The following is a 21,821-nucleotide window of genomic DNA, read 5'->3' as shown; positions in this document are numbered from 1 at the left end:
CTGGCAACCTAATCTGGCTAACGCCTGTTAGTCTGACTACGTGTTCGGGGCCGGTAAATCCGTACTTTTGCGGCCAGATTCAACCTCCCACCCCACTTCATTTAACATCGGTATGCAAACCAAAGAAGTTGTCATTATTTCCGCTGTCCGCACGCCCATTGGGTCGTTTGGCGGGGCGCTGGCGTCGTTGTCGGCCACGGAGCTGGGCGCGATTGCGCTGAAAGGAGCCCTGGAAAAGGCCGGCGTTGCGCCTTTGGAAGTCGAGCAGGTAATTATGGGCAACGTGATTTCGGCCAACCTGGGCCAGGCGCCCGCCCGCCAGGCCGCCAAGAAAGCCGGTCTGCCCGACACGGTGGAATGCACGACCGTTAATAAAGTGTGTGCTTCGGGCTCGAAGGCCATCATGTTTGCCGCCCAGGCCATTATGCTGGGGCAGGCCGACGTAATTCTGGCCGGCGGCATGGAGAGCATGAGCAACGTGCCCTACTACCTCGACAAGGCCCGTTTCGGGGCCAAGTACGGGCACGGGCAGATGATTGACGGCCTCGTGCGCGACGGCCTGTGGGACCCCTATCACGACTACGCCATGGGCAACGCGGCCGAGAACACGGCTAAGGAAATGGGCATCACCCGCGAGCAGCAGGACGCTTTTGCCATCGAGAGCTACACCCGGAGCGCGGCGGCCGCCAAGGCTGGCAAGAAGAAAGATGAAATTGTGCCCGTGACCATCGAGAGCCGCGGCAAAACCACCGTTATCGAAGACGACGAGGAATACCTGAAGGTGGATTTCGCCAAAGTGCCCGGCCTTAAGCCTGCCTTCATCAAAGAAAACGGCACCGTAACTGCCGCCAACGCCTCCACGCTGAACGACGGTGCCGCCGCCGTACTGCTGATGAGCCGCGAGAAAGCCGACGCGCTGGGCCTAACGCCCATTGGCCGCATCCTGGGCTTCGCCGATGCCGAGCAGGCGCCTGAGTGGTTCACCACGTCGCCCGCGCTGGCCATTCCGAAGGCGCTAAAAAACGCTGGCAAGACGGCCGCCGATGTTGATTTTTACGAAATCAATGAAGCATTCTCGGTGGTGAGCCTGGCCAATAACAAGCTGCTGAACCTCGAAGGCGACAAGGTGAACAAGTACGGCGGGGCCGTGAGCCTGGGCCACCCGCTGGGCGCCTCCGGCGCGCGCATCGTGACCACGCTGATGAACGTGCTCAAGAACGAGGGCGGCAAAATCGGCGTGACGGGCATTTGCAACGGCGGCGGCGGCGCCAGCGCCATTGTGGTAGAGGCGTTGTAGTTTGCTGTTGCTGGAACGTCATGCTGAGCGCAGTCGAAGCATCTCGCGTGCAATAGTAATTCCTTACGATTGGGTTACTACCACACGCGAGATGCTTCGGCTGCGCTCAGCATGACGTTCTGTTATTGTTCTGTGATTATCAAAAAGCTCCATCGGTTAATTCGGTGGGGCTTTTTTTGGCCCGAATTTTAAGCGCCACCCTTACACTGCACGGAAATAGCATTTCCTGCGTTCTTGCGCCTATGAAATACTTGGTTCCTTTTTTCTTTTTGCTGCTAGCCCTGCCCTCTCACGGGCAGCGGCTGAAGCGTTTTATTTCTTATTACGACTCGCTCAAGACCAACAAACGCGAAGTTTATACGGCCCTAGTGGCGGCTGATACCGTGCCGCAGGGCACTTACAAGCGGTTTTATCGCAATGGGAAGATGGAGCAACAGACCAGCTTCAACCAGGGCAAGCGCGACTCGGCTTACGTGGAATTTCACCCTACTGGCACGCGGCGGCTGGAGGCTACTTACAGAGACGGCATTCGCGAAGGCCCCTTCAAGACCTACTACGACGATGGCAAAGTGGCCCAGGCTGGCTTCTTTGAAAACGATGTGCCGAATGGCGAAATTACCTACTACCACCCCGACGGCTCGGTGAAGCTGCGCACCACGCTCACCAAAGGCCAGCCGAATGGGCCGCTTAAGTCGCTGTACCCCGACGGCAAGACCCAGGCCGAAATCACCTACGTGGAGGGCCAGCCGAATGGCGCGGTGAAATTCTACTACCCCAACGGCGTGGTGCAGAGCGAAGGCAGCTTCACAAAAGGACTGCTGTCGGGGCCCTACAAAACGTATTACCCCAACAGCCAGATTGAGGTGGAGGTGCTAGCCGACAAGAACGGCCGCGGCCGCTACCGCAGCTACTACCAAAGCGGCAAACTGCAGACGGAGAGCACCTACGTGCCCGCGTTGCTGGTGCAGCGCGCGGTGAAGAACCAGCTGGGCGACGACCTGACCAAGCGCGCCGCCCCGGTGAGCGGCACGGCCAACCTTGACGGGCCGGCCACCAGCTACTTCGAGAGCGGCCAAATCAAAACCAAGCTCACCTATAAGAACGGTGTTCTCACCGGCCACGGCCTCGAATACTTCGAAAACGGCCACCTGCGCGAGGAAACTGACTATAGCAACGGCGGCAAAGACCGCAAAATCACGCGCTACCACGACGTGGCCGGGCAGGTGAAACAGGCCGAAGAGCAGTACAAAAGCACCCGTCCGGCCGGCACCTGGCGCGAATTTTACCCCGACGGCAAGACCCCGCGCAAGGTGGAAACCTACGGCCCGCAGGGCAAACTGCAGGGCGAGCGCCTCACCTACTTTGAGAACGGCGCGGTGCAGAGCCGGCAGCCGTTCCTGGGTGGTTTCATGGCCGGCGTGGGGCAGGAATATTTTCCGTCGGGCAAGGTGCGCAAGGAAACCACCTACGTGCGCAGCATGATTCAGGGTCCCTTCAAGGAATACCGCGAGGACGGCACGCTGGCCGTGAACGGGCTATATCGCAACAGCAAGCAAAGCGGCGTGTGGACCTACTACAAGGAAGACGGCACCTCTGTGGACCGCACCGTGACCTACCGCAACGGCCAGGCGGTGACCGACCCTGTGCACCAGCCCAAGGCCAAGCCGAAACCCAAGGCACCAGTGAAACGGCGGTAGCTGTGAGTTGGTCAGCGTTGTAGAACGTCATGCCGAGCGCAGCGAAGCAACTCGCGTGGGGTAGTAATCAGGCTCCTGCAATGATTCGAGCGAGTTGCTTCGCTGCGCTCTGCATGACGTTCACCCTTTGAACCGAAAGCCTTAAGCCCTGACCCAACGGTCAGGGCTTTTTTTGTGCTCAAAAGAAAAAATTGAGGCACCGGGCAACCGCCATCGTGAGGCCTGCATCTATTGACCGAGCGCTACACTCAGCCACTATACTGCTTCAAAAGAATCAAAGCCGCTACAGGCCACAAATTTTTCTTTCTGTTAATCAATGGGTAATGACAACAAAAGCTATGCTTAAGGCAAAATATTTGAAACAGTACCTTGCGTTACAAAGTACCTGTCTTACATTTGTTCCATACAACACCAAGTAGCTGCCTTTAGCGTGTACCAAAGACGGCCCGCTACTACCCAACAACCTCCCATCCACTGGGAAAAACGGGCGACGGCTATTCTTCCTCCCGCAGCGGAACCGCGGCCGCTGCCCGACCTGAGCAGTCCTCTCGCCTTCCCAATCCTCTTTTCTGCACCATGAAAACTTTTATCACCTCCGCTTCGATTTTCCGCGTGGGCCGTGCCTTGCTCGGCCTGACTGTTGCCGGGCTGGCGCTGCCACTCGCCGCTGCTGCGCAAACCGGCGGCCCCGGCGCTGTGAGCGGCAGCCTGGTAGAAGCCGGCTCGGGCAAGGCCGTACCTTTTTCGGATGTGCTGCTGCTGCGCGCCGCCGATTCCACGTTTGTCGCCGCGGCCCAGACCACGGAGCAGGGCACCTTTAAGGCCGCGGCGCTGCCGCTGGGCACTTACCTGCTGCGCGTGCAGGACCTGAACTACCAGGTGGTGCGCCGCCGCTTTACGCTAACGGAGGCCGCGCCAACGGCGCAGTTTGCGGGCATGAAAATGACAGCGGCCACGGCTACCAAGCTGAACGAAGTAGTGGTGACGGGCCAAAAAGCGGCCGTGGTAGAAGAGTTGGGCAAGCGCGTGATTAACGTGGAAAAAGACCTGGCCAGCGTGGGCGGCACGGCGGCCAACATCCTGCAAAACGTGCCTTCGGTGAGTGTGGACGTGAACGGCACGGTGAGCATGCGCGGCACCTCGAACGTCACCATCCTCATCGACGGCAAGCCGGCGGGCGTGAGCAACGGCGGCAACGGCGGCGGCCAGCGCCTCGACCAGATTCCGGCTTCGCGCATTGCCCAGGTGGAGGTGATTACTAACCCCTCGGCTAAGTACGACGCGGCCGGTGGCGGCGGGGTTATCAACCTGATTACGAAGAAAGAAACCCGCTCCGGCACCAACGGCACCGCTACTATCAACCTGGGCACCAACGACAAGTACAGCGGCAACCTCAGCCTGAGCCGCAAGGTGGGCAAGGCCACCTGGAGCGGCGGCTACGACGGCCGCGACGTGACCTATGGCAGCAAAGGCCACTCGGAGCAAACGGCCCGGGTGGGCACCGAAACGGTGCAAACCACGCAGGTCGGCGTCGGCAACGAAATTCACCGCAACCACAACCTGCGGGCCGGCGTGGAGCTGGAACTACCTAAAAGCCAGACGCTGGGCCTGAACGTGAGCGGCGGCACCGAGCGCAACATTGAAGGCGAAGGCCAGGAGCTGACCCAGCAAACCAACAACGGCCCGGTGCAGCGCGCCCGCGGCCGCCAGGACCTCGACGTGCAGGTGAAAATGCTGAACTTCGGCGGCAACTACCGCCGCACCTGGGAGGCGCACAAAGGCCGCGAGCTGACGGCCAACTTCGGCGGCGTGGTCATTGACGCCAACGTGCCGGTGGTGCAGCGCCAGTACGCCGAGGCCGGCTCGGCGGGCGTGCCGCAGCCCGGCACCCGGCAACAGCTCGATTTGCTGGCCAACATCCAGTACGGACAGATTGATTACACCCACCCGCTGGCCGACGGCAAAGGCCGCCTCGAAATGGGCGCCAAGCTGGAGCACCAAGGCAACCACGGCAGCAACAGCTTCGGCTTCGCGGCCAACGAAAGCCGCCCCGACGACTTCGTGAACGACCCCGCCCGCTCGCTTACTTACGCTTCTGACCAGTTGGTGCCCGCTGCCTACGTCACGGCCCAGCACTCCTTTGGGCAGAAGTGGAATGCCCAGGTGGGCCTGCGCTCCGAATACACCTACCTGAGCGGTAGCATTGCGGGCGGCGTGGGCATCAGCCAGCGCGGTAACCTGCAACAAGACTACCTGAGCTTCTTCCCCTCGGCCCTCATCAGCCGCGACTTTGGCAAGGAGCCCGGCCAGAACCGCCTGCAGCTGAGCTACGCCCGCCGCCTCAACCGCCCCAACTTCATGCAGCAGCTGCCGCTGGCCATCTACCAAGACCCGCGCAGCTACCGCCTCGGCAACCCGCGCCTGCAGGCCGAGTTCAGCAACAACATCGAGCTGGGCCACCAGCTGACCGTGGGCCAGGCCACCATCACGAGCACCGTGTTTGCCCGCATCACCACCAACAGCATCCAGCGCCTGCGCTTCGTGGACACCACCGCCACCCGCCTCGCCGGCAACGCCGGCCTGGTGACGGCCGAAACCTACGACAACCTCGGCACCACCACCAACCTCGGCGCCGAGCTGAGCCTCAACCAGCCCCTGGCCAAGTGGTGGCGCCTGACGGCCAGCACCAGCCTCTACCGCGCCCAGATTGCCGGCAACGGCATCGCCAACAACCGCACCGCCCTGGTGGGCACCGCCCGCCTCGCCAACAATTTCACCCTCCGCCCCACCCTGGAAATGCAGCTGAGCGGCAACGTGCGCTCGGCCTCGCTCACGGCCCAGGGCCGGCAGCTGGCCTGGGGCCAGTTGGACCTGGCCTTGCGCCAGCGCCTCTTCTCCGACCGCGCCGCCCTCACCCTGCGCATCTCCGACCTGCTGAACACCAACGCCTACCGCACCGAAATCGCCACCGATGCGCTGGCCAGCACCCGCTACAGCAAGGACGAAACCCGCGTGGGCTGGCTGGGCTTCACCTGGTACATCGGCGCCAGCAAGGCCAAGCCGGGCCGCATCGAGGCCGCGCCCCAGGGCGGCGGCGGCTTCGGCGGCTGAGTTGTCTGAGTTTCCCCTGATACCACCCCGCTTTTCTCTCCTTCTTTCTGCAAGCAGCCCCGTCGTCGGTTTGGTCCGGCGGCGGGGTTTTGTGGTTCAACCCAGAAACAATAATTTCTACTCGAACATTTTGTTATTTGCCCCTTTGCTGCTAATTCATAGTTGGAACCCTCCTAAAAACCCAATCAAAAATGTTCCCAAAATCTGAAAAGAACAAACTATACCGCGTCCTAGAATCTAGTAACCAATCAGTGTCTGACTTCTGGTTTAATGAGGACAACGATAAAATAGTAATTACTCATTTGCCCAGCAAGTTTAATTTTCAAATTGATGTGCACTCTGAAAAGAAACCAACTGATTTTAAAGAGAAACACTATCTGCGTTTAACTTTTTCGCCTGATTTTCTGGGACCAATTATTCAGCAGGATACTAGAGTTACATTATCTGGCTTGGATAATTGGAACGAAATAAACTTGTTTTTTTCAAACTGGATACACTGGTTTCAAAAGGAATATTCAGCCCCCGACCTCTGGGCCGAAGCCGCTAAAACCGCCCAACTCTTCGCTTCCACTACCGAACAATCCGACGATAAGTTCACCCGTACCGAGCTGGCCGAAGTGCAGGGCCAATTGCGGCTGTTGCAACTGAGTTTCTCTCAATCGGCTTTGCCTGAAGCGGCCAAGCAAAAGTTGATTGAACTGACTGAAACCGCTGCCGTGAAAGCCGAAGGGCTAACCAAGAAAGACTGGCAAAACTGGATTATTGGGGGCTTCATCAGTGCCATCACCAGCTTGACGCTGAATCCGACGCAGGCGGGTGAGGTGTTGAAGCTGGTGAAAGTGGCATTTGGCGGGCTGTTTCTGCACTAAGATATTTAGAACGGAGCTGCGAAAGCCCCGTCGTCGGTTCGTCCGGCGGCGGGGCGGGTTTGAAAACTACTGCGGTTGCGGCGGCTCCAATGCGCCTTCCAGGCTGGCAATTTCCGCCCGCAGGCCCGCCAAACGCGCCTCGAGTAGCGCACGGGCCGGCACCCCGAACTTAGCTAAATCGGCCACCGCATTTTCGGCCATGCGGGTGGCCCAGCCCAGGTCGGGCATGGTGGGCTCGTTGGACAGGCCGGGCAGCGGGGCGCGGGGGGGCAGCACCGCCAGCCGCGCTGGCAACACCCGCCGGTGCCGGGCAGCCTTGAGGCGCGGCAGCTGCTGGTCGAGGGCCAGTTCAAGCTTCAGGACTTCGACACGGCACACCCTTAGCCGCCATTGCAGCTCTTTGAGGGCCTTGGCGGTCGATTCGGCCGGGTCGGGCGGTAGCTCGGCCGGGGCGGTGCCGTGCGGCGGGGGCATCACGCTCAGCAAGGGCAGCAAGCGCCAGGTGGCCCCCAGCGGCAGTGGCCGGCGGTTCGCTTCAATGTGCGTGAGGAGGCTCCGGTCGATGCCGAGGTACTCCGCCAGGTCGGCCTGGCTAAGTCCGAAATGCTTGCGGACGGCCCGCAGGGTAGAATCACTGTAGCGCATGGATAAGGAGGAAAACGACTGGAAAGAACGTGTCACATTTTTATTTGCTCTGCAAAAAAGGTGACAATGATTGTCACCTTTTTGTTTCCACTCTTTAATTTTGTGACAATAAGTGTCACAAAAATTTCCCCTCTGTTTTTTTATGTGACAATGCATCGCTGCCGATGCAGGGCCATTCTTCATTCCTCATTAAGCGCAGCGGCTACCTTTGCCTGCGTTATGCAAAAACCGAGTATTCCCAAGGGCACCCGCGACTTTGGCCCCGCGCAGGTGGCGCGCCGCCAGCACATTTTCAACGTCATCCGCCGCACGTTCGAGTCGTTTGGCTTTGCGCCGCTCGAAACGCCGACGCTGGAGAACCTATCGGTGCTCACCGGCAAGTACGGCGACGAGGGCGACCAGCTGCTGTTCAAAGTGCTGAACTCCGGCGATTTTGCCAAGGACGTGACGGCCGACGACCTGGCCACCGGCTCGAAAGCCCTGCTGCCCAAAGTGGCCGAAAAAGGCCTGCGCTACGACCTCACAGTGCCCTTCGCCCGCTACGTGGCCATGAACCGGGGCACGCTCACCTTCCCTTTCAAGCGCTACCAGATGCAGCCCGTGTGGCGCGCCGACCGCCCCCAGCGCGGCCGCTACCGCGAGTTTTACCAGTGCGACGCCGACGTGGTGGGCACAGACTCGCTGCTTTGCGAAGCCGAAATCGTGCTCATGATGGCCCAGGTTTTGGATGGCCTCGGCCTGCACGACTTCACCATCAAAATCAATCACCGCGGGGTGCTGCGCAACATTTACCAGGCGCTGGGCGGCGAGGGCCGCGAGACGGATTTGTTCGTGGCCATTGATAAGCTCGATAAAATCGGGCGCGACGGCGTGAGCAAGGAGCTGCTGGAACGCGGCTTCTCGGAGCCGACCATCGAAACCCTCTTTGCCCTGCTGACGGTGGAAGGCACCTACGAGGAGAAGCTGCAGCGCCTGCTGGCGGGCTTCGTGACGGCCGGCGTGGAGCCCGACGGCGTGCGCCCCACCACCGCCGACGTGGAAGCCGACTCGCCCGAGCCGCTGGCCAACTACCGCGGCCTTACCGAATTGGCCCAGGTGCGCGACCTGCTCACGGCCTCCGGTTTCCGGCAGTTCGACCGGCTGGAATTTGACCCCACCCTGGCGCGGGGCCTCTCCTACTACACGGGCTGCATTTTCGAAGTCAAAATCAACAACGTGCAGATGGGCAGCGTGAGCGGCGGCGGGCGCTACGACAACCTCACCGGCTCCTTCGGGCTGCCGGGCGTGTCGGGCGTGGGCTTCTCGTTTGGCGTCGACCGGCTGTACGACTGCCTGGAGGCGCTGGATTTGTTCACCGTGACGGGCGAAACGCCGACGCGCTGCCTCATCACCCATTTCGACGTGGCCAGCGGCCGGGCCGCCCTGCCCCTGCTGGCCGAACTGCGCGCCGCCGGCATCCCCAGTGAGCTGTATCCCGACGCCAGCAAGCTGCAAAAGCAGTTCAAGTACGCCGATGCCAAGGGCATTCCGCTGGTCATCATCATGGGCCCTGAGGAAGCGGCAGCCGGCGTGGTGAAAATCAAAATCATGCAAACCGGCGTGGAGCGCGTGCTGCCCATGGGCGAAGTGGTGGCGGCCCTCACGGCAGAGTAATGAAACGGCGCGGCGCGGGCTGGCGGTGGGCCAGCGGCTTACTTCTGGTGGCTGCTTTGGCCGGCTGCCAGCCCGAACGGCCCAAGGAGCATCCAGGCGATGCCGAACCTCTGCCGCCCGCGCCGCCCGCTGCCGCGCAAGCCGGCCCCGCCGCACCAGCAGCGGCAAAAGCTTCAGCTGAAACGGTGCAGCTTCCAGCCCCGGCCCACCCGGCCGACACTGAACCAGTGGAGCCCGTGTGGCGGGTGGTAAATAGCCCAGCCCGGCGCGTGCTGCAAGTACACCGCTACGTGGGCACCATCGGCGGCCAGCCCGCCACGGCCGAGTTGCAGTGGTACCACCCCGACTCAATAATGGGCAGCTTCTACCTGCACCAAACCGGGCCAGCCTACCGGCTGGAGGGCATCCGCCAGAAGCCTGGGCCGATTGTGCTCACGGTAGATGCGGCCGATTACGACGTGATTGGCCAATGGCACCTGCAAAGCCGGCCGGGCACGGCCGTGCTCAATGCCCGTTGGCGCGACGGCCACCGGCAGCGCACCGTGGCCCTGCGCGAGAGCTACGTGGGGGCGGTTCGGTACGGCGTCCGCACCTCCTTTTATTCTGCTGACTCAGCCGGCAGCATTTTACAGGACTTCCTCACGCTGCCGTTTCCGACCAGCGTGCATCCCCGGCTACGTCCGCTGCTTAATCCCGGTCCCCAGGCGCGTATTCAACTCATGAATGAAGCCAGGGAAGACCTGTGCGACGCCACCAATCGGCTGTCGGTGCTGCTCAACGATTTTGGGCTGTTTAGCTACCGGCTCGCATTTGAGTCGCGCCAAACCGATGGCCACGGCGGGCGCAAGGACGACCAGACTAGTTTTCTCTTCGACCTCGTCAGCGGCCGGCCTCTGGCGGTGGAAAGCCAGTTGCGGCCTAGCTACGAACTGCCCCTGCGCCGCCTGCTGGCCAAACAGCTCCCAGCCGATGCCAAGGAGAACTTGTGTCTGGCCTATATCACCCACGACGACCCAACGCTGGCCGAGTTGCCCGATATAGACATGTGCCTGACCGCAACCGGCCTGGAAGCTACCTACGGGGCAGCCCAAGTCTGTGGTCCGCAAACCCTGCATGTCTCCTACCGCGAACTGCGCCCGCTGGTGCGCCCCGGCACCCCACTGGCCCGCATGCTGGCGGCGCGGGGCTTGTAGGGGTCGCTACTCCACCGCCACCCGCCGGCTCACCTCCTGCCCGGCCAGGGTGGCCCGCAGCACATACAGCCCCACCGGCAGCCCGCGCAACGGCAGCGACGCAGCTCCGTCGGCAAACGCCCGCACCAGCCGGCCCTGCGCGTCGTACAGGCGCAAGCCGGTGGGCCGCGCACCGTTCGGGAGTTGCAGCTTCAACCCGCTCGTGGCGGGGTTGGGATACACGGCGAAGCCAAGTGCTTCGGCGGCTTTTTCGGTACTGAGCAGCGTGCCCGAGCTCTGGATGCGGCCCACGCAGATGTCGCTCCCCGTGGGCGCGGCCCCCGGCGAGGCCCAGTACACCTGCACCGAGCCGTTAGGCTGGCCCACGGGCACGTAGTCGAGCAGATGCGGCCGGTTATCGGCCACAGAATGCAGGATGACGCCGGGTGCCGTGAATGCCAAGGCGCCGGTGGGCAGCAGCTTCTGGACGCGGAAGTTGGCGGCGTTGGTGTCGGTAGCGTAAAAGGCCATCACGGACCCGTTGTCGGAGGGCGCCAGCTTGGGGCGTGGGTAGCCCGCCGACAGGGCATAGACCGGCACGCCGTTGGCGGCCCAGGCCAGGGTGCCGGCGGCGTCGATTTTCTGGGCATAGCACTTGTAATCGAAGCTGCCGCTGCCGCCGCGGGCGTCTTCCCATATCATCCAGAGCGCGCTGTCGTGCCAGAGGGCGTAGGGGTTGGTCTGGTAGGCGGGGTCGGTGCTGAGGGCCACGTAGCCGGGGCTGGCCCAGCCCAGCGCGCCGCCGGGCAGCACTTTGGCCACCAGCGGGTCGCCGCCGTTCGAGGTCCAGGCCACGTACAGGTTGTTGGCCGGGTCGGTGAGCAGTTGCCAGTCGGAGCCGCGCCCCGAGGCCCCGCCGGCCGAAACAATAGCGTAGCTGGCCCAGGCCGCCACGCCCGCCGCGTTGAAGCGCTGGGCGTAAATCTCCCGGCCAAAGCCGCCGGCGCTGGCCACCATATAGAAGCCATCGGCCCCGTCACCTACGGTATGGTAGTAGTCCAGGGCGAAGATGCTCTGCGGCAGCACCTGGATTTGCCGGTCGTTGTTTGGATAGGCGCGTACCCCGGCCGTATTTACTTGGTTGAAGGTGAAGCGGGCGCTGCCGCCGTTCAGGGCCAGCGCGTGGGTGATGGTGGCGCCGGTGCTGGTGGGAATGATGTTGAGCCCCTGCTCGCTCTCGTAGATGATGCCGGGCAGCACGCGGGCGGCGATAAGCGTGGGCGTGGCCCACTGCGGCACGCCGGCGGTGCTGTAGTACTGGCAGCGCACGGTGTCGCCGCCCACCCCGAATGCGCCCTGCACCCAGGCCACCAGCATCCCGCTTCGCCAGGCAATGGCGCGTAAGCCAAATATTTCGCGGCTGCCGGTCTGGAACAGGCGCAGGCCGTTGGCAGGCAGCAGCGCCACGCCGGCGGCACTGAGGTGCTGGGCGTAGATGGCCGTGCCCAGGCCGGTGTTGTTGCCGTTGCGCTTGTCAATCCAGACGCTGTAGGAGCCACCCGCGCCATCGGCAAAGGCCTGCACGCCCACCTGGTTGCCAGTGGCGTTGCATACAAACTGCGTTTGCGAGGGAACGGTAGAGAACTGAGCGCGGGCCGAACCGGCCAGTAGCAACAGCAGCCCGCAGCACCGGGCCCACCCGGCAGCCAGTTGTAGTAAACGTGTTTTCATAAGAAGAAAGAGGGAAAGGAATAAGGAATGATGGCTTGAAGAATGAGCACGAAATCAAATACAATATAATAGCTACTATATTATCTACATTACCACCACCCAGGATTTGCTGGCGGCAGACCACTCTGGGATGGCGCGACAGCATGCGACCGTTACTGCATTTAGTCTGGCCTGCCCGCAGCAGCCGGTCGCCCTAACGCCGACGGCCCGGGCTCAGCGGTTTGTAAGAAAACAAACTACTGAGCCCGGGCCGTGGCGTTGATGAATCCGGTGGCCTCAGTGCGGCAGCTGAAACAGCACCGACGGCACCGCCCCGTGCGTGTGAGCGCGCAGCAAGTGCAGGCCGATGCCCGCGTTGCCCGTCAGCAGCGACGGGCAGGGCGCGTGGGTGCTGAGCCCCGACGGCCAATGAGCCGGGTTGGGGTAGCGGGCCACAAACTGTCCGGTAGCGGCCAGGGCGGCCCGCACGGCGGCTTCATCGCCCCGCAGTTGGCCGTAGAGCAGCAGCACGTCGGCCAGCCCGCACAGGCCGTGGCACAGAGTGGCATCGTCGAGGGGCAGCACGGCCAGTTCCTGCAGGTGGGTTTGCGTGGTATGGGCCGCCGCGTCCGCCCGGCTTAGGTAGTAGTTGGCCCGCCCGGGGTCGAGGGCGCTGGCCCGCAGGTAGGCGAGCATGCTGCCCGGCGCCCCATGGCACCAGGCGTGGCGGAATGTGCCCTGGGGCTCGCCACTGTCCACGCGGTGGGGGCTGCGCGTGTCAATCCAGTTGCCGGCCGCCGGACTGAAATGGTCATCCTCGAATGCGAAAGCGCCGCGGGCCGTGCGCAGGTATTCGGGCTGGCCGGTGGCCTGGTATAGTTCCAGCAGCGCCAGCGCCATGCCCGCTGCCCCGTGCGAAAAGCCCGTCATGGGGGCTGTTTTGGTGGGCATGGCCAGCGCTTTTTCGGAAGGCCAGCAGCACTTTTCGCCCTCCCACACGGCCTCGGCCACCAGCTCGTCGCCGCAGGCCCGGGCCAGGTCCCGGCAATAGGCGTAGGCGGGCTGGGCGGCCAGGGCCAGCAGCGGCGCAATGGCCCCCGCATTGCCCCCTATCACGTCGAGGCCGTGCGGCGCGGCAAATTTTTCCTTTACCTGCGCCAGGTGCCAGGCTATTTCGGGCTGAAGCTGGGCGTGCAGCTCGGGGCAGTGCGCGAGCAGGCGCCCGCCCACGTAAGCCAGGCCCAGGTTGCCGGCGTAGAAGGACACCGGCGGCACCGGCGGCGGAAAATGCCGGAAGTAATGGGCCGAGCGGTTCCAGGCCGCCAGGGCCAGCTCGCGGTATTCGGGCCGGCCACTCACGCCAAACAGCTCCGCCAGAAACAAGGCCACCCCGGCGCTGCCGCTGTATATCTCGGCACTGAGGGTGGCCATGCGGGTAGCGTAAGGGGCCATTTCCGGGTCGCTGACTTCTCGGTAGCTCAGCCAGTTGCACTGGGTGCGCGCCTCGTTCCAGAAAGCGTTTTCGGCCAAGTAGTCGCCGGCCCGGCAGGCGGCATCCAGCAGGCTGGTTGTGGTAACCGGCAGCGTAGTGGGCATGGGTTGCATCGTTTAAAATCAGCTGGTGAAGGCGGCCGGGACGCCGCCGTGGTAGTACGGGTGGTCGGGGTCGAAACCCGCTGCCCGGAAGGCGGCCGCAATGGCCGCCAGCTTGTCGGCGGTGGCGTCCTGGCCGCGCGTGGCGCACGCGGCCAGGGCCTGCGCCACCAGCCGCGCCCGCGAGAGGCCAAAGCTCAGGCCATCGGCGGGGTCTTCGGCGTAGGCCAGGCCCGGCCGCAGGGCCTGGGTAAACAGCGGCACGCCAGGCAGCAGGTGCGCGGCTACCTCCTCGTGCACCGCCAGCACGGCGGCTTCGGCCGCCGCGCGGTGCTGCTTCTCCACGTAGAGCACCCCGGCATCGGCCGCCCCGTATTCGGTCGGCTTGGCCAGCACCTTGGTGCGGAAGGGCACGCCCTGCGCATTAAGCCGCGTGGTGATGCCGGCCATGTAGGGCACCACCCCGGCGGGCAGCAGGCTCCAGTAGTAGCGCATCAGCACGCCCTGGCGGTCTTTGCTCATCGGCTCGTCGCCGTAGGCCATGTAGTAGTGGGGGTTAAGGTTGCGGATTTCCTTGCCCACGCGCACCTGGCACCGCTCGCCGGCGCGCAGCGGCTGGCCCGGGCGGGGCCGCACGTCGGCGGCCGGCACCCAGAAGTTGAGCTGCTTATTGGTGACGATAGCGCGCTGGTCGGCGGCCAAGCCTACGAATTCCCAACTATCGTCCCAGGTCCCGCCGCCGTTGTTGGCGGCCGAAACGGCCAGAATAAAATCGGCATGCGTGGGGGGCGGCGCGGCGGGCGGCAGCGCCTGCTGGTTTTTGTAGAGGTTCGCGTAAATGTCGCTTTCCAGCACCTGCACCACTTTGGTGTAGTGGGCGTCGAGGGGCTTGGGGGGCATACCCGCAATGGACACGCTGATGTTGTGCACATTGCGCGGCTGGCCCCGGAAGCGGTAGTGGTCGGGCGCTTCGAAACGAACAGCGTCGATAACCGTCAAAAAATCGGGGTGCATTTCCGGAAGCATAAGGCGGGAAAGATGAGAACAGTGAACAAGCGCCGACAAAGCGGGCGCCTTTAGGCCAGCGCGGCTTCGGCCGGGACCGGGGCGGGGCGGGCCGCCGGGTGGCGCTCCGGGGGCAGCGTCAGGCCCAGCAGCTCCCGCGCGCCCCGCGTCGGCTCGCGGAGCAGGTTGCCGACAATCCACAGCAGAAACTTGGCCGGGCGCGGGATGTAATTGTACCGACAGGACAGCTCGTAGGCACTCTGAAGCAGGCGGCAGGCGGCGTAGTTGATGATTTTGGGCAGCAGGGCTTCCGTGGCGGGGTCGTGCTGGCAGTAGCCGTGCCAGCAGGCCCGCACCCCGGCCTGCATAGCCGCCAATGGAAAAGCGGCCCGGGCCGCCGGGTTGGCAATGGCTTCGTCGTCGAGGGGCATGGAGGCCACCCACCAGAAGATAAAATCCTGAAACAGGCCGGCCACGTCCCAGGCCACGTCGCCCAGCTGCGCCATTTCCCAGTCGATGAGGCGCACCTGGGTGGAGCCTTCCTCGTGCGCGGCTTCGGGGTCGAGCACCAGGAAATTATCCATTTTGATGTCGCCGTGAATCAGGGAGTTGAGCTGCCATTCCGACTTGAGTTGGCGGAGGGCGGCCACGAGCGCCGGATTGCCCTGCACTTCCTGCATGACGTGGTAGGCGCCGGGCGTCAGGTAGCTCATCATCTTCACGGCCGGCTCGGGCAGGTCGAACACGAAGGGCCGCTCGGTGCGCAGGAAGTCCAGCGCGGGGTCGGCCCGGCTGGCTTCGGCCCGGCCCAGCTCGTGAAACCGGCGCAGCAGCCGGCCCACTTCGGCGGCCGTGGCTAGCGGAAAGTGGGCAATGCCGCGCTGCTGATGGTATTTCCACAGCGGCACCGCGTCCTCAAACAGCCGGATGACGAGCATGTTCTCGTCGGGGGCGGCCCGCACCACCTCCGGCATGAAGGCCGCAAACTGCCGGGCCCGCGCCGGCTGAAAGCAATACGCGTACAGCCGGGCTTCGGTGAGCAGCGTGCGGGCCGCTTCGCCGGTGGGCACGGCGGCCTGCTTCACGAGGTAGTTGGCCCCCGTGCGACGGGTGATACGCAGGTTGCGGTTGCGGCGGTTGATGGTGGTAATTTCCACGTCGCCGGTGAGCAGGTCTTCGGGGGTGAGCAGGCCCAGGGCCAGCAGCCGGGCGGCGGCCGTTTCGACGGTAAGCATAGGCGAGGGGGAGAAAAAGCATGCTGCGACGGGCCAATTATCAGGAATCGGCCCGCCGCAGCAGCAGTCAGCTAATGGTTGAAGGCCCGGGCAGCCCGGGCGGCTTACCGGCGGCCGGCCTTATTTGCCGTTCTTGCCGTCGGCCACCATGGCTTCGCCGTAGGTGCACACGAGCGTCCACATCACGTCGCCGCAGCTGGCGGCGGCGCTGGCCTTCGCAGCGCTGGGCTTGGCATCGGCCACCTGGGCCTCGCTGAAGGTGCAGCCGATGGTCCAGAGCACGGTTTTGCAGTCGGCAGCCGCTTTGGCGCCCGAACCGCCAGACTGAACTTTCGTCAGCGAATCGGCCACAGCCGTCTCGCTGAAGGTGCAGCCAATGGTCCAGAGAACGGTTTTGCAGTCGGCGGCGACGGTCCCGCTGGCCCCGCTCATGGCGTCGGCCACCTGGGCTTCGCTGAAGGTGCAGCCGGCCGTCCAGAGCACGTCTTTGCAGTCGGCGGTCGACTTGGCGGCCGAGCTGCTGTACTTGGCTTTGGCGTCGGCCACCGTGGCTTCGCTGAAGGTGCAGCCGGCCGTCCAGACGTAGTAGTGGCAGTCGAGCGAAGCACTCGCGTTCGAGGCGCCGAATTTGGCCTTGGCATCGGCCACCATGGCTTCGCCAAACGTGCACACGGCCGTGAACATCACGTTGCCGCAGGTAGCGGCCGCGCCGGCATTCGAGGCGCTGGCCCCGGACTTGCCATCGGCCACGAAGGCTTCGCTGAAGGTACAGCCGGCCGTCCAGAGCACGTCTTTACAGCCCGAGGCAGAGTCAGCGGCCAGGTTGCCGGAGCCGCCTTTGGCATCGGCGATGAACGATTCGCTGTAGGTGCAGGCGAGCGTGCCCAGTACCTCGCCGCACTGGCTGGAAGTGGAAGAATTTGCCATAAAAATACTGAAAAATGGTTGGGAAAGGTGCCTACTCTGGAAGGGCTTTTCGGCGCACGCCCGTCGGAAATCGGATGGCTAGCTAGCGCAGATTCGACAGTGCAATGTTCCGCCGGCCAGCCCCCATATCCTGCTCACTTTTAAGACAAAAAACCTCACTTTACAGCCACTAGTGCTCTGCTTGGGCGGGTGGCACTGGCGGCGCTGTGCTGCAGGGCATACTGGCCGGGCGACACCCCGTAGGCTTTCTTGAAGCATTGCCCGAAATGCGTAGCCGAGTTGAAGCCTATCAGGTCCGACACCTCCCCCACCCGGTAGCCTTCGGCCAGCAGCCGGGCGGCCCGGTCCAGGCGGTAGTGCTGCATGTACTCCTTGGGTGACATGCGCAGCAGGGACTGCAGCTTGCGCAGCAGGCTTTTGGGCGTCATGGCCAGGCCATCGGCGAGCTGCGCCACCGTGAACGCGGGGTTTTCGAGGTTTTTTTCGAGCACGCCCTGCAGCTTGCGCAGCCAGCTGGCCGTTGGGCAGTCGGCGGGGGCGCCGGCCGCGCCGGGCGGTGGCGGGGGCCCGGCGGCTGGTATTCCGGTGGGTTCGGGTGGCGCGGGCGGCGTACCGGCGGCCACGCTCCAGGGCACCAGCACGCAGCGCACCGGCTGCAGGCGCCCGGCTTTCACCGCCATCACCAGCTGGCCGGGCGGCAAGGCGCCCAGCGCGACGCTGGTGAGCCCCTCCAGCTCCACGCTGACGGCGGCGCCGGGCCGGTACTCGGGGAGCATTTCGTGGGCGGGCGGGGCCTGCCGCAACAACGGGCTCTGGAGCCACTGCCACAGTAAATCCCGGGCATCGTGGGAATCGAACGCAGCCAACTGTTCTTTCATGGTAAAACGAAGTGGTAGGGGTTTCGTTTTGGGTGGGCCGGCGCGCCTGGTGAGCGCGCCGGCCCGCATACTGTCAGGAGCAGCAAAGGGAGGGCTGGAGCCGCGGCTTTTTTAGCGTAGAATTACCCGGCTTTAAAAATCAGGTATTTATACTTGTATACCGGAGCTTTACTCGGGCTGATGAGCTGAAAAACGGCGGCCGGGCGGGTGGTCCCGCTACTTTTATTTTTTGCCGGGCCGCTGTTGGCGAACTTTGCCGCGCACCCACCCTGCTTACTGCTTTTTCATGCCCCTGCTTTCCCCCACCCACCCCCTCACCCTGCCGGAGCTAGCGGCCGCGCTGGCCCACCCCGCCCCCCTCCAGCTGCCAGCCGACGCCGAGGCCCGCATCCGGCAGTGCCACGAATACCTGCACCAGCGCCTGGCCCACGACGACCAGCCGATTTATGGCATCAACACCGGCTTTGGGTCCCTGTACAATGTCGGCATTGCCCCCGAAGAGCGGGCGCAGCTGCAGGTCAACCTGATGATGTCGCACGCCTGCGGCACCGGCGCCGAAGTGCCCCAGCACCTGGTGCGCCTCATGCTGCTGCTCAAGGCCCAGAGCCTGAGCTACGGCCACAGCGGCGTGCAGGTAGCCACGGTGCAGCGCCTGCTGGCCATGTACAGCCGCGAGCTGCTGCCCGTGGTGTACGAGCAGGGCTCGCTGGGCGCGTCCGGCGACCTGGCCCCGCTGGCCCACCTCTGTCTGCCGCTGCTGGGCCTGGGCGAAGTGAATTACCAGGGCTACCGCCTGAGCGCGGCCGACGCCATGAGCCTGTTCAGCTGGGCGCCGCTGGAGCTGCAGGCCAAGGAAGGCCTGGCCCTGCTCAACGGTACCCAGTTCATGCTGGCCTACGCCGTGGACGGCGTGCTGCGCGCCCAGCGCCTGGCCAACGCGGCCGACGTCATCGGCGCGCTTTCGACGGAAGCCTTTGGGGGCTGCACCGACCCGTTCAATCACAACCTGCACCGCATCCGGCCGCACGCCGGGCAGGTGCTGGTGGCCAAGCGGCTCAGCGAGCTACTGACCGGCTCGGAGCTGCAAACCCAGCCGCGCCACGCAGTGCAGGACCCCTACTCCTTCCGCTGCCAGCCGCAGGTGCACGGCGCCTCGCGCGATGCCCTGGCCTACGTGGCCCAGGTAGTGGAAACCGAGTGCAACTCCGTGACCGACAACCCCAACATCTTCCCCGACGAAGACCTGATTCTGAGCGGCGGCAACTTCCACGGCCAGCCCCTGGCCCTGGCCCTCGACCACCTCGCCGTGGCCGTGGCCGAGCTGGGCAGTATCTCGGAGCGCCGCACCTACCAGCTCATTTCCGGCCAGCGCGGCCTACCCACCTACCTGGTGGCCGAGCCCGGCCTGAATTCGGGTTTGATGATTCCGCAGTACACCGCCGCCGGCATCGTGAGCCAGAACAAGCAGCTTTGCACGCCGGCCTCGGTGGACAGTATTGTGAGCAGCAACGGCCAGGAAGACCACGTGAGCATGGGCGCCAACGCCGCCACCAAAAGCCGCCGCGTGCTCGACAACGTGGAGCAGGTGCTGGGCATTGAACTGCTGACGGCCGTGCAGGCGCTGGCGTTTCGCCGGCCGGGCCGCACCTCCGAGGCGCTGGAGCGCGTGGTGGAGGCCTTCGGGCAGGAGGTGAAATTCGTGGTGCGCGACCGGGTGCTTTACCCCGACTTGCACAAAGCCGCGGCCTTCGTCCGTAAGTTTGATTGGCAATAAGCGGGTGGGCTTGTTCGTAATGGGGCGGGTTTCACTGAACAATCCGACGCGGCCTGAATTTTGTGCGTTGCGGGCTCGTTGTGCTTTTCCTGCAAATTGAATGCTGCTTATGACATGGGTGTACCGTTTTTGCTGCTTGGTGTTGCTGGGATTAAGTTGCCTGACGCGCACACATGCCCAAGCCCCATCCCGATGCGCCAGCACGCCACAGCCCGACAGCACTTTCTACGCCGTTGATGCATCAAATGGCAGGAGGGTCAGCTCCTTTTGTGTGGGGGTGCCCGTAAGGTTTGTACAAACGGTTGGCCGCAACATTCCTAACAACTTTCTCTATTACGGCGTCAAGGCGGGTACCGGGGCTGCCGCCGACTTTCCCAATTGCACCCCGTCAGCTACGCCGAATGCCCCCTTCGTATACACGCCTACTCGGGCTGATGTTGGCACCGTCACTGTAGCGGAGCTAACAACTGCGCCAGTTGGCTCAGGCATTGGGACCACCTACTACATCCGCACATTTCAGGTGTACGACAACGCGGCGCCTGCCTTCACCGTGGCGCCGTGCCCAAGCGACAACGCGCTGGTTACCATCACCGATGTTATCTACGCCCGGTACGAAATCCAAGCCGGCACCGGCACAATAATAACTATTCAACCAGGGCAACCCAGGAGCAGGGCTGTCCCGCTGGCTGGCGCTACCACCATCACCGTACGGGGCTTCTATACTGCTCCCAACCTCTGCGAAAGCCTGCCCTCGACGCAGACCATTGCCCCACTACTGCCTGCCCAAACGCCTCTCCTTACGACGTTCACGCTGCAGGCACCTTTGCCCAGCGGCACGGCCACGCTGGCCATTGGCCAGCTGCCGGTCGGCTATATCTACACCCTACAGCGGGAAGCCCCCGGCGCGCCCGGCGTCTACACCACCGTGGCCCGGGTGCGGGCCGGCAGCACCAGCTTCCCCTTGGGCACCGTGCTAGCCAATAATGGCTACCGCCTGCTCCGTGCCGACACTTGTAACGGGCCGACGGCAGCCTCCGAACAGCTCTACCCCATCAGCTTGAGCGGCACCTCCGCCCAGAACCGCAATCAGCTGCTGTTCAGCGACGGTTCCTCACTCAATCCAGCAAATTACACCGTGACGCGCGACGGCGTGACCATACCCGTCACGGTCATCCCCGGCGGGCTGGAAGACGCTTCCGGCACCTGTGGCACCAGATACCGCTACCAGGTGACGGCCACGTACCCACGCGGCGGCAAGTCGATTTCCAACGAATTCTCCATCCTCACCCAGTCCACCCTGCTGCCGGCCCAGCCGCGGCTGCTGGCCAGCTTCAACGAGCGCAACGTGGTAGTCCTTACACCACTACGGCCCATCCCTCCCCTTCCCAGCGGCAGCACTTTGTACTACAGCAAAGCCAGCGGCGGCAGGGCCCCGGCGGCCTTTACCACCACTACCACCCTGCGCCCCCAACGAGACTCCACCGCCCTGGCCGACCTGCGGGCCGCCCCGCCCTGCTACTCGCTGCGCCAGGCGGATGTGTGCGGCAACAACTCGCCGGAAAGCGCCAGCACCTGCCCGGCTCTGCTCAGCGCCGGACCGGCCGACGCCGACGGCAGCACCGCCGCGCTGACCTGGACGCCTTTCACCGGCCCCGACCCCAGCCAGCCGGCCAGCTACGTGCTCCAACGCCTCGACCCTGCTAACGCGGTGCTGCCCGGCAGTGTATCCGTCAGCGGCGGCAGCTACACCGACCTCGTGCCGCCCACCAACCGGCAGGTGCTGCGCTACCGCCTCCAAATCAGCGGCGCGGGCCTGCCGGCGGGCACGTTCAGCTACTCCAACATTGCCACCGTCACGCGGCAGTTGTCGCTCACCATCCCCACGGCCTTCACGCCCAACGGCGATGGCCTGAACGATGTGCTCGAAGTGAAAGGCAAGTACTTGGATAACTACACTTTCGTGGTGGTGGACCGCAACGGGCAGGAGGTTTTTCGGGGTGCTAAGCGGGCCGACGTGTGGGACGGCACCATTCGGGGCCACGCGCCGGTGCTGGGCGCCTACGTGTGGCGCTTCAGCCAGACCAACGAAGACGGCACGCCCTTTACGGCCACGGGCGCGGTCACTATTTTAAAGTAAATAAGCGGGCCAGCCTGTTGGCACAACCAATCTTGTGGCCCATTTAGGCATCTTTGCAATACGATGGGCGCGGCGGCAATCTTTCCAACCGCCTTTTTATTCACTGCTCACTGATAAC

General features: G+C 63.8%; 15 protein-coding genes. 8 read left to right on the top strand and 7 right to left on the bottom strand.

What is annotated here, in order from left to right; translation table 11 throughout:
- Positions 1-112 precede the first annotated feature (112 nt).
- From Q5H92_RS13230 to Q5H92_RS13215, 4 genes are all read left to right on the top strand, one after another.
- Positions 113-1,297 carry an acetyl-CoA C-acyltransferase gene (locus tag Q5H92_RS13230; protein ID WP_305012009.1) on the top strand — a complete coding sequence of 395 codons (1,185 nt, stop codon included), beginning with the start codon at positions 113-115 and terminating at the stop codon, positions 1,295-1,297.
- 242 nt (positions 1,298-1,539) lie between these two features.
- Positions 1,540-2,994, top strand: a complete 1,455-nt coding sequence (locus Q5H92_RS13225; protein WP_305012008.1) for a toxin-antitoxin system YwqK family antitoxin — start codon at positions 1,540-1,542, stop codon at positions 2,992-2,994.
- Positions 2,995-3,570: 576 nt separating this feature from the next.
- Entirely contained in the window at positions 3,571-6,105 is a 2,535-nt protein-coding gene (locus Q5H92_RS13220) for a TonB dependent receptor (RefSeq protein WP_305012007.1), read from the top strand.
- A 251-nt stretch (positions 6,106-6,356) separates the two neighbouring features.
- The gene (locus Q5H92_RS13215) at positions 6,357-6,974 is read left to right on the top strand and encodes a hypothetical protein (protein ID WP_305012006.1); all 618 of its coding nucleotides are present in this window, start codon (positions 6,357-6,359) and stop codon (positions 6,972-6,974) included.
- A 66-nt stretch (positions 6,975-7,040) separates the two neighbouring features.
- Here the strand turns inward: Q5H92_RS13215 and Q5H92_RS13210 are convergent, their stop codons facing one another.
- A complete protein-coding gene (locus Q5H92_RS13210) occupies positions 7,041-7,619 on the bottom strand; it encodes a helix-turn-helix transcriptional regulator (RefSeq protein WP_305012005.1) in 579 nt (192 codons plus the stop codon).
- Positions 7,620-7,838: 219 nt separating this feature from the next.
- Between Q5H92_RS13210 and hisS the strand changes: the two genes are divergently transcribed.
- Together hisS and Q5H92_RS13200 are read left to right on the top strand one after the other, a co-directional pair.
- On the top strand, positions 7,839-9,272 hold the full coding sequence (gene hisS / locus Q5H92_RS13205; protein WP_305012004.1) for a histidine--tRNA ligase: 1,434 nt from the start codon (positions 7,839-7,841) through the stop codon (positions 9,270-9,272).
- A 47-nt stretch (positions 9,273-9,319) separates the two neighbouring features.
- The gene (locus tag Q5H92_RS13200; protein WP_305012003.1) at positions 9,320-10,465 is read left to right on the top strand and encodes a hypothetical protein; all 1,146 of its coding nucleotides are present in this window, start codon (positions 9,320-9,322) and stop codon (positions 10,463-10,465) included.
- A gap of 6 nt (positions 10,466-10,471) precedes the next feature.
- On the opposite strand, the gene Q5H92_RS13195 is transcribed toward Q5H92_RS13200, so the two are convergent.
- The 6 genes from Q5H92_RS13195 to Q5H92_RS13170 all read right to left on the bottom strand — a co-directional run bounded on the left by Q5H92_RS13195 (position 10,472) and on the right by Q5H92_RS13170 (position 17,792).
- The gene (locus Q5H92_RS13195; RefSeq protein ID WP_305012002.1) at positions 10,472-12,175 is read right to left on the bottom strand and encodes a T9SS type A sorting domain-containing protein; all 1,704 of its coding nucleotides are present in this window, start codon (positions 12,173-12,175) and stop codon (positions 10,472-10,474) included.
- Between the two features lie 276 nt (positions 12,176-12,451).
- Positions 12,452-13,750: a lanthionine synthetase LanC family protein gene (locus tag Q5H92_RS13190; RefSeq protein ID WP_305012001.1), complete on the bottom strand. Its 1,299-nt coding sequence runs from the start codon at positions 13,748-13,750 to the stop codon at positions 12,452-12,454.
- An 18-nt stretch (positions 13,751-13,768) separates the two neighbouring features.
- Entirely contained in the window at positions 13,769-14,773 is a 1,005-nt protein-coding gene (locus Q5H92_RS13185) for a T3SS effector HopA1 family protein (protein WP_305012000.1), read from the bottom strand.
- A gap of 50 nt (positions 14,774-14,823) precedes the next feature.
- Positions 14,824-15,987: an aminoglycoside phosphotransferase family protein gene (locus Q5H92_RS13180; protein ID WP_305011999.1), complete on the bottom strand. Its 1,164-nt coding sequence runs from the start codon at positions 15,985-15,987 to the stop codon at positions 14,824-14,826.
- A gap of 120 nt (positions 15,988-16,107) precedes the next feature.
- Complete coding sequence (locus Q5H92_RS13175; RefSeq protein WP_305011998.1) at positions 16,108-16,914, bottom strand: hypothetical protein; 807 nt, start codon at positions 16,912-16,914, stop codon at positions 16,108-16,110.
- Between the two features lie 155 nt (positions 16,915-17,069).
- Positions 17,070-17,792 carry a helix-turn-helix transcriptional regulator gene (locus Q5H92_RS13170; protein WP_305011997.1) on the bottom strand — a complete coding sequence of 241 codons (723 nt, stop codon included), beginning with the start codon at positions 17,790-17,792 and terminating at the stop codon, positions 17,070-17,072.
- 286 nt (positions 17,793-18,078) lie between these two features.
- Here Q5H92_RS13170 and hutH point away from each other — a divergent pair, with 286 nt between their 5' ends.
- Positions 18,079-19,566, top strand: a complete 1,488-nt coding sequence (gene hutH, locus Q5H92_RS13165) for a histidine ammonia-lyase (protein WP_305011996.1) — start codon at positions 18,079-18,081, stop codon at positions 19,564-19,566.
- Between the two features lie 520 nt (positions 19,567-20,086).
- The gene (locus tag Q5H92_RS13160; RefSeq protein WP_305011995.1) at positions 20,087-21,703 is read left to right on the top strand and encodes a T9SS type B sorting domain-containing protein; all 1,617 of its coding nucleotides are present in this window, start codon (positions 20,087-20,089) and stop codon (positions 21,701-21,703) included.
- Positions 21,704-21,821: the final 118 nt, after the last annotated feature.

Origin of the sequence: Hymenobacter mellowenesis, from assembly GCF_030581005.1 — a bacterium.
Lineage (GTDB): Bacteria > Bacteroidota > Bacteroidia > Cytophagales > Hymenobacteraceae > Hymenobacter > Hymenobacter mellowenesis.
The sequence above is the reverse complement of the archived record's forward strand: the minus strand, read 5'-3'. Positions and strand labels throughout refer to the sequence as shown.